Origin of the sequence: Allobosea sp., from assembly GCF_030694325.1 — a bacterium.
In the GTDB taxonomy this organism is placed as follows: Bacteria; Pseudomonadota; Alphaproteobacteria; order Rhizobiales; family Beijerinckiaceae; genus Allobosea.
This window is the reverse complement of sequence record NZ_JAUXYO010000206.1, coordinates 18,654-27,439: the sequence shown is the minus strand read 5'-3', so window position 1 is coordinate 27,439 and position 8,786 is coordinate 18,654. Positions and strand designations below refer to the sequence as shown.

The window sequence follows — 8,786 nt, the reverse complement described above, 5'->3', positions numbered from 1 at the left end:
GCCGCGCAGGACGCCTGCCCGAATCGGGGCCAGCTCGACACGATGTACTGCGATGCCGACAAGGATCTCGTCGCGGATGCGCCCACCGATCCGGCGAAGTGGAAGGATCCCTCCGCGCTGGTCTGGGCCTATACGCCCGTCGAGGATCCGGCCGTCTATGCCAACATCTTCAAGCCGCTGAGCGACCATCTCGCCACCTGCACCGGCAAGCGGATCGTCTATTATCCGGTCCAATCCAATTCGGCCGAGATCGAGGCCATGCGCTCGGGCCGGCTGCATTTTGCCGGCTTCTCGACCGGCCCGACCGGTTTCGCGGTCAACCTCGCCGGCGCCGTCCCCTTCGCCGCCAAGGGCTCTGCCGAGGGCGTGCGCGGCTATAACCTCGTCGCCGTGGTCAAGGCCTCTAGCCCCTATCAGAAGCTCTCCGATCTGAAGGGCAAGAAGGTCGCTCACACCTCGCCCTCGTCCAACTCCGGCAATCTCGCCCCCCGTGTGCTCTTTCCCGAGCACGGCCTGACGGCGGAGACCGACTACAAGCCGCTGATGTCGGGCGGGCACGACAAGTCGATCCTCGGCGTCGTCTCGGGCGACTACGACATGGGCGCCGTCGCCGGCGACGTCTACGAGCGCATGATCGTGCGCGGCACGATCAAGAAGGAGGAGGTGCGCGAGATCTACCGCAGCGCGATCTTCCCGACCTCATCCTTCGCCTACGCCCATGATCTCAAGCCCGAACTCGCCAAGAAGCTGACCGACTGCTTCTACTCCTTCCGCTTCACGCCCGAGATGACGAAGGAGTTCAACGGCGACGACCGCTTCCTGCCGATCACCTACCAGAAGGACTGGGCGGTGGTGCGCGATGTCGCCGAGAAGTCCGGCACGCCCTACAACAAGTCGGCCTATGACGCCGAAGCCAAGCGCGAGGCCGAGGCGCTCGCCAAGAAGAAGGCGGCGCCCGCCAAGGCGCCCTGACCAGAACACGCTGTCGTCGAACGAGGTTTTCCTATCATGAGCGCCCTGCCTGTGGCGTCCGGCCAGGGCCGGGCGCTCGTCATCCACAACCTCGTCAAGGAATATCGGCCCGGACAGCCGGTGCTGCGCGACATTTCGCTGACCGTCTCCGAGCCGGGCATCGTCGCCATCATCGGCCCGTCCGGCACCGGCAAATCGACGCTGATCCGCTGCATCAACCGGCTGGTCGACCCGACATCTGGCTCGATCCTGCTCGGTGGCACCGATCTCGCGAAGCTCCAGGGCGAGGCCCTGCGTCAGGCCCGCCGCCGCCTCGGCATGGTCTTCCAGGAATACAACCTGGTCGAGCGTCTGACCGTGATCGAGAACGTGCTCTGCGGCCGGCTCGGCTATGTGCCGGTCTGGCGCGCCTGGACGCGGCGCTTTCCGGAGGCCGACATCGCGCGCGCCTTCGCGCTGCTCGATTCGGTCGGTCTGGGCGAGTTCGCCACCCGCCGCGCCGACCAGCTTTCGGGCGGGCAGCGCCAGCGCGTCGGCATCGCGCGTGCGGTGATGCAGGATCCCGATCTCGTGCTCGCCGACGAGCCGACTTCCTCGCTCGATCCCAAGACCTCCGTCGAGATCATGGAACTGCTCGCCCAGGTCGGCCGCGACCGCGACATCCCCGTCCTGGTCAACATCCACAATGTCGCGCTGGCGAAGCGCTTTGCCTTGCGCATCATCGGCATGTCGAAGGGGCTGGTCGTCTATGACGGGCCGCCCGCCGGGCTGCAGGACAGCCACCTCGCGGAGATCTACGGCGGCGAAGGCTGGATGGAATGAGCGCGTCTCCGATCGCGTCCGGAAGCCTGCGCGCGCGCGCCTTCCCGCCCAACTGGCCGCTGCGCATCGGCGCGGCCCTGTTCCTCGTCTATGTCGCCTACGCCGCGCAGATCCTCGACATCCGCTGGGAGCGTTTCGTCCTCGGGCTCGACAACGGCGCGCGCTTCCTCGGCCGGATGTTTCCGCCCAACACCGCCGCGGACAAGATGCAGCTTCTGTGGTCGGGCATGCTGGAATCGCTCCAGATCGCGATCATCGCCACGGCGGTGGGCGTGCTGCTGGCGCTGCCACTCGGCCTGTTCGCCGCGCGCAACCTCATGCCCCTGCCGGTGACGGTCGCGGCGCGCGGGGTGATCGCGCTGTGCCGCACCTTCCACCCGGTCATCGTCGCCATCCTGTTCGTCAAGGCGGTGGGCTTCGGCGCGCTGGCCGGCGTCATGGCCCTGGTGGTCGCGACGCTCGGGTTTATCGCAAAGCTGATCGCCGAGGCGATCGAAGAAATGTCGATGAAGCCGATCGAGGCGTTGCGCGCCGCCGGCGCGCCCTTCCTCTCGGTGGTGACGATGGGCGTCGTGCCGCAGGTGCTGCCGCGGTTCATCGGGTTCGCGGCCTACCAGCTCGATTCCAACCTGCGCAATTCCGCGCTCGTCGGACTGGTCGGCGGCGGCGGCATCGGGGCGACGCTGTTCACCGCCTTCCAGCGTTTCGACTATGATTTCGTGCTGACCATCATCATCGCGATCATCGTCACGGTGATGGCGGGCGAGGTGCTGTCGGCCTTCATGCGGCGGATCTATCAGGACGAGGCGCCGTCGGGGGTGGTCGTCCAGAGCGCCGCGGGCCGGCTCTGGCACCGGTTCACCCCGCTGGAGCGCGGCATGCGCCTCGCCTTCTGGGGACTGGCGGCGCTGGCGCTCGGCTGGTCGGTGCAGACCATCGAGGTCATCCCAGAATTTCTCTACGACGCGCCGCAGCAGACCGCCGACCTGCTCGGCCGGATGTGGCCGATCGACTGGAGCTATTTCGGCACCACCGTGGGCACGGCCCTGGTCGAGACGCTGCACACCGCGACGCTGGGGACCATTCTCGCCGTCCTGCTGGCGACGCCAGTCGCGCTGATGTGCGCCCGCAACGTCGCGCCCTCGCCCTGGGTCAACGCGCTCGGCCGCTTCATCCTCGTCTCGACGCGCTCGGTCCATACGCTGGTCTGGGCGCTGCTTTTCGTCGCCGTGTTCGGGCCCGGCGCGCTGGCCGGCGTCATGGCGGTCGCCGTGCATTCGATCGGTTTCACGGGCAAGTTCCTGTCGGAGGCGATCGAGGAAGCCAAGGCCGGGCCGATCGAGGCGCTGCGCGCTGCAGGCGCGTCGCGGCGCGCGATCCTGCTGAAAGGCTTCTGGCCCCAGGTGAAGCCGGCCTTCCTGGCCGTGAGCCTGTTCCGCTGGGACATCAATGTCCGCGAGAGCGCGGTGCTCGGGCTGGTGGGCGCGGGCGGCCTCGGCGTCGCGCTGCAGGCCTCAATGGACAACCTCTATTGGGACCAGGTGGGGCTGGTGCTGCTCGTGATCTTCGTGGTCGTGGTCATGACGGAGATCGTCACGGCAACGATCAGGTCGCGCGTGATCTAGCCGATCGGGACGATCGAAACAGCGGAAAGCAGTGAGCGCATCGCTCCTGCACGGTGCGGCTCATGGCTTTCGGGAGGATCGTGTTCGCCAGCCCGCGATCAGCCCAAGGGTTGAGGGGACGGCCGGCGGCCGAACCTGGTCCACCTCGAGCCGGCCGACGAGGCCACGTCACAGCCTGCGTCGACACCCGTGCGGCCTTGGGTCCCGACAATGGGCGAGATCCGGCTCTGCGAATTCCTGATCGGGCTGCGCTCAGCGTCGCCGCTGTCCCGCACGCTCATGTCTCGCACGGTCACGGCCTGCGAGGATCGCCGCCAGAACGACGAAGGCGCCCGGTTCGGGCGCCTTCCTGCCAGTTCATCATGTCGCCCCGCGCGGAAGAGGCCGGCGAGGCCTCTTCCGCGTTGTGAGGCCGGAGGTCAGCCCTTGGCGAGCCCGCCCGCCTTCATGAAAGCACCCATCGCCTTGTCGCTGTCGGCCATGAACGAGCCGAAGGCCGCGGCATCGGCATATTTCATGGTGAGGCCGCGCGAGTTCATGAAGTCCTTGTATTCCTTTGAATCGTAGATCTTCTTCAACTCGGCGGAGAGCAGCGTCGCCATTTCCGGCGGCAGGTTCTTGGGCCCGCCGATCCCGCGCCAGGAGCCGAGCGGCACCTCCAGCCCCATGGTCTCCTTCAGCGTCGGCACGTCCTTGAACTGCGGGTTACGCTCCGTCGCCATGATCGCGAGCGAGCGCGCGCGGCCGGCATCGATCATCGCGCGCGCCTCGGGGACCGAGCAGGTGACGAGGTCGATGCCGCCTGCCGCGAGATCCTGCATGGCGGGCGCCGCGCCGTTGGACGGCACCCAGGCGACGTGATCCGGCTTGAGGCCCATCGCCTGCATCCAGCCGACCAGCGCGAGGTGCCAGATGCCGCCCTGCCCCGTGCCCGAGGCCTTGAACTTGCCGGCCGGCGCCGCCTTGATGGCATCCGCGAGCTGGTTGATGTCCTTGTAGGGCGAATCCGCCCTCACCTGCACGCCCGGAGGATCGTCGTTCATCAATGCGAGCGGGGTGTAGCTGGCATAGGTGAGCTGCGTCAGGCCCTGATGATGCATCATCGCGATTTCGGACGTGATGATGCCGAGCGTGTAGCCGTCCGGCGCCGCGGTCGCGATCGCGGAATGGCCGACGACACCCGATCCGCCGGTTCGGTTCACGACGTTGAAGGGCTGCCCGAGGCTTTTCTCCAGCAGCGCCGCGATAATGCGGACGACCGCATCCGTACCGCCGCCGGCGCCCCAGGGGCAGACGAGCGTGACAGGGCGGGCCGGGTATTTCGCTTGAGCGATGGCTGGGGCGGCAATCAATCCTGCTGCGCCGGCAGCCGCGCCCTTGAGAATGCTACGTCTGTCAATGAATTTCATCTGGGTCTTCCTCCACATAACCAGTTAGATATCGGGTACTCCTCGTCTGTGACGGGGCACCCTTGGGCGATGTATTATTGAGACTTGATGCGGCCCTCCGAGCAACCTCCGTTTTTGCATAGCGACTCCGCTTAAAGCTGGCGCAGCGATAGGGGTCAAGGGCGGCTTACATGGGAACACGGCCGAACCGCCCTTCTCCTGGTCGATCCAGCGCAGGGCTCGAACCCGGGCGGCGGGTCCGGCCGACCGGTCAGGTGCCTCCTGCAAGCGGCTTTCGCCTGCGCCCGGGGCCTATGGCAGGCAGCCGTCCCGCCCTGTTTGATGAGCACCTGACCATGAGACCCGACCTGGCCGTGGACCGGGACGGGATCGGCATCCGCTTCGGTCACTTCCATTCCCGTCGCCTGAGCGAGGCTCTCGGGCTCGCCGATGGCGGTGGCGTCGTCGGCGCCTCGATGGCGCATGACAACACGATCAAAGAGGTCGATCGTCTGCGGCTCAGCCTCGACCGCGCGCTCTCGGGCTGACCCGTTCCACTCCGGGACCGACGCCGTTCGCCGCTGCCCGTCACCTCTGCGTCGATACGAGTCCGGCACGTTCCGGCGGCGATCCGGGTCATCCGGCGATGGAAAGGCGGCAAACCCACCGCCGGGGCCGCATGCGTGTTGCAGGCGCCGCTCATCGATCGTATACGCCAATCGGGTGCCCCGTTCTCGAGATCGGACGGGTCAGGTACTGCGCAGGTCGGGCCGCCTGCGCGGAGATCCGTGCCTCATGCCCACCCACAGGCCATCGCGCGCCGTCGCGCCCGACCGTCCGCTCCGGCCGCCCGCATCGCCGGCCGCTCGCCGATGATCATCCCCTTCATGCCGCCAGGGTCCCTCGCCCCCCTCGCGAAAGGCCGTTCATGCGAACCGCACGCCGCCCGGCCGGCACGCCGCTGGCCCGGACAGGATCGGCGCGAGAGGGAGGGGTTCGCCCGCAGACAGCATGTCGTCGTTGCGCCGGAGTATCGTGACGAAGGCTCGCCTGCTCAATCTCGACAAGCGCGACAAGAGCCACCTATCGTCCGGATAATCGTGACGTCGATCGACGGGACCGTTGTTGCATGAATCTGTGGTTGATCCCGCTTGTGCCGTTCTTTGCGGCGGTCCTGCCTCCATTGACCATCCGCTCGGGCCGGAATGTCTGTGCCGCAGTGACGGGGCTGGCGACGTTGCTCGCGCTGGCGCTGCTGCTGTCGCATGCGCCGGCGGTCTATCGAGGCGAGATCGTCGAGGCGCGGCTGGACTGGCTGCCGCAACTCGGCCTGTCCTTCTCCTTCTTCATCGACGGTCTCGGCCTGTTCTTCGCCACGATGATCCTCGGCATCGGCCTGCTGGTGATCGTTTACGCGCGCTATTACCTGAGCCGCAACGACCCGATGGGGCGCTTCTACGCCTATCTTCTGCTGTTCCAGGGCGCCATGGTCGGTGTCGTCCTGGCCGACAACATCCTGCTCCTGCTGGTGTTCTGGGAACTCACCAGCCTCACCTCGTTCCTGCTGATCGGCTATTGGCGGCATCTGCCCGAGGCGCGGCAGGGCGCCCGGATGGCGCTGGTCGTCACCGGCGGCGGCGGGCTGCTGCTGATCGCCGGCATGCTGCTTCTCGGCCACATCGCCGGCTCCTACGAGCTCTCGGTGATCCTGCAACGGGGTGATCTGATCAAGGCTTCGCCGCTCTATCTGCCGATGCTGCTGCTCGTGCTCGGCGGCGCCTTCACCAAATCGGCTCAGTTTCCCTTCCATTTCTGGCTGCCGCACGCCATGGCCGCCCCGACGCCGGTGTCGGCTTATCTGCACTCGGCCACCATGGTGAAGGCGGGTGTCTTCCTGCTGGCGCGGCTGTGGCCGGTGCTGGCCGGCACCGATGCCTGGTTCCTGATCGTCGCGCCGGTGGGTCTCGTCACCATGCTGGTCGCGGCCTGGATCGCGATCTTCAAGGATGACCTGAAGGGGCTGCTGGCCTTCTCGACCGTCAGCCATCTCGGCCTGATGACGATGCTGCTGGGCTTCGGCACCCCCATGGCGGCGGTGGCCGCCGTGTTCCACATCCTCAATCATGCGACCTTCAAGGCGGCGCTGTTCATGGGCGCCGGCATCGTCGACCACGAGACCGGTACGCGCGACATCCGACGGCTCGGTGGTCTCATGACGCTGATGCCGATCACCGCGACGCTGGTGCTGATCGCATCCGCCTCGATGGCGGGCATCGCGCCGCTCAACGGCTTCCTGTCCAAGGAAATGATGCTCGAGGAGGCTCTGAATACGTCCTATGCCGGCATCCCCTGGCTGTTCCCGGTGATGGTCGGTCTGGCGACGCTGTTTTCGGTGGCCTATTCGGTCCGGCTCGCGGTCGCCGTCTTCTTCGGGCCGCAGCGGCATGACTACCCCGCCCACCCGCATGATCCGCCGGCGGGCATGTGGCTTCCGGTCGCGGTGCTCGTCGTGCTGGTGGTGGCGATCGGGCTGCTGCCGGCGCTGGTCGCCGGGCCGATCGTCGCACGCACGGCGCTGGCGGTCATCGGTGGGCCCTTGCCGTCCTATTACCTCGCGCTCTGGCACGGGGTCACCCCGGCCCTGCTGGTCAGCATCGCGGCGCTGGTCGCCGGCTCCGCGCTGTTCCTGGCCTATCGCCGGGTCGAGGCGTTCCGTCTGGCCCTGCCGCGCCCCGACGCCAAGACGCTGTTCGATCGCGTCATCCGTCGGCTGGTGGCGGGCGCGAGCTGGAGCATCACGCGCTCGCATACCGGGTCGCTGCAGCTCTATTTCGTCGTCATCCTCGCCGCCGTGCTCGCACTGGCGGCCGGAGGCTTCTGGACCGCCTCGCATGGGAGCGGTGCGCGGGCCGCGCTGCCGATGTCGCTGCCGGCCGTCGTGGCCTGGGTCGCGCTCGTCGGGGCGAGCCTGGTGGCGGCTCTGCGCCACCACGACCGCGTCTTCGCCCTGGTCCTGACGAGCGTCGTCGGCCTGGTCGTCTCGCTCGCTTTCCTGCAATTCTCGGCGCCGGATCTCGCGCTGACGCAGATCTCCGTCGATGTCGTGACCACGGTGCTGCTGCTTCTGGCTCTCAATCTGCTGCCGAAGACGACACCGCGACTGAGCAGCCCCGGGCTGCGCTGGCGCGATGGCGCGATCGCCACGGTCGCCGGCCTGGGCGTCGCCGGACTGGTCTATGCCGTGATGACGCGGGGCTTCGAGACCATCTCCTCCTACCATCTGGAGCAGTCGAAGCCCGGCGGCGGCGGCACCAATGTCGTCAACGTCATCCTGGTCGATTTCCGCGGCTTCGACACCTTCGGCGAGATCATCGTGCTCGGCATCGCCGCACTGGCGATCTTCGCCCTGCTGGACCACCCCTTCGGCCGGGCGTCCGCGCGCCGGCTGGCGAGCATCCGCTTCGCGGAAGAGGCCCGCGACGCGCATCCGCTGATGCTCGTGGTGGCGACGCGGGCGCTGCTGCCATTGGCGCTGACGGTGGGCGTCTACATCTTCCTGCGTGGACACAATCTGCCGGGTGGCGGCTTCATCGCCGGCCTCGTCGTGGCGATGGCGCTGATCATGCAGTACATGGCCAGCGGTTATGTCTGGGCCAATGCCCGCGCGCGCATCGATTCGCAGGCGATGATCGGGGCCGGCGTCGTCATCGCCGGACTGACCGGGATCGGCTCCTTCGTTTTCGGGCGCCCGTTCCTGACGAGCTCCTTCGACTATTTCTCGCTGCCTCTCGTCGGCACGTTCGAGCTGGCGACGGCGATGGCCTTCGACCTCGGCGTCTTCCTCGCCGTCGTCGGTGCGGTGCTGCTGTCGCTGTCGCAAATTTCGCGCGTTCAGCAGCGCGCCGAGCGCTCGCCGGCCACCGACAGTCCGATGGACATCGTGCTCGACGGCGACGCGGCCGTGGCGAAGGAGGTCTGA

Annotated in this window: 6 protein-coding genes; 5 read left to right on the top strand and 1 reads right to left on the bottom strand. The window is 67.5% G+C overall.

The window, feature by feature from the left end; all coding sequences use genetic code 11:
• From phnD to phnE, 3 genes are all read left to right on the top strand, one after another.
• A partial coding sequence (phnD, locus tag Q8M82_RS13615) for a phosphate/phosphite/phosphonate ABC transporter substrate-binding protein (protein ID WP_305691876.1) occupies nucleotides 1–972 on the top strand: 972 nt, incomplete at its 5' end.
• A 36-nt stretch (nucleotides 973–1,008) separates the two neighbouring features.
• A complete protein-coding gene (gene phnC, locus Q8M82_RS13610; RefSeq protein WP_305691875.1) occupies nucleotides 1,009–1,794 on the top strand; it encodes a phosphonate ABC transporter ATP-binding protein in 786 nt (261 codons plus the stop codon).
• Nucleotides 1,791–3,419, top strand: a complete 1,629-nt coding sequence (gene phnE / locus Q8M82_RS23445; protein ID WP_371126351.1) for a phosphonate ABC transporter, permease protein PhnE — start codon at nucleotides 1,791–1,793, stop codon at nucleotides 3,417–3,419. The genes phnC and phnE overlap by 4 nt, the downstream gene beginning before the upstream one ends.
• A 419-nt stretch (nucleotides 3,420–3,838) precedes the next feature.
• Here the strand turns inward: phnE and Q8M82_RS13595 are convergent, their stop codons facing one another.
• Nucleotides 3,839–4,828 carry a tripartite tricarboxylate transporter substrate binding protein gene (locus Q8M82_RS13595; protein ID WP_305691874.1) on the bottom strand — a complete coding sequence of 330 codons (990 nt, stop codon included), beginning with the start codon at nucleotides 4,826–4,828 and terminating at the stop codon, nucleotides 3,839–3,841.
• A 335-nt stretch (nucleotides 4,829–5,163) separates the two neighbouring features.
• Between Q8M82_RS13595 and Q8M82_RS13590 the strand changes: the two genes are divergently transcribed.
• Complete coding sequence (locus Q8M82_RS13590; RefSeq protein ID WP_305691873.1) at nucleotides 5,164–5,355, top strand: hypothetical protein; 192 nt, start codon at nucleotides 5,164–5,166, stop codon at nucleotides 5,353–5,355.
• 581 nt (nucleotides 5,356–5,936) lie between these two features.
• A complete protein-coding gene (locus tag Q8M82_RS13585; RefSeq protein WP_305691872.1) occupies nucleotides 5,937–8,786 on the top strand; it encodes a monovalent cation/H+ antiporter subunit A in 2,850 nt (949 codons plus the stop codon).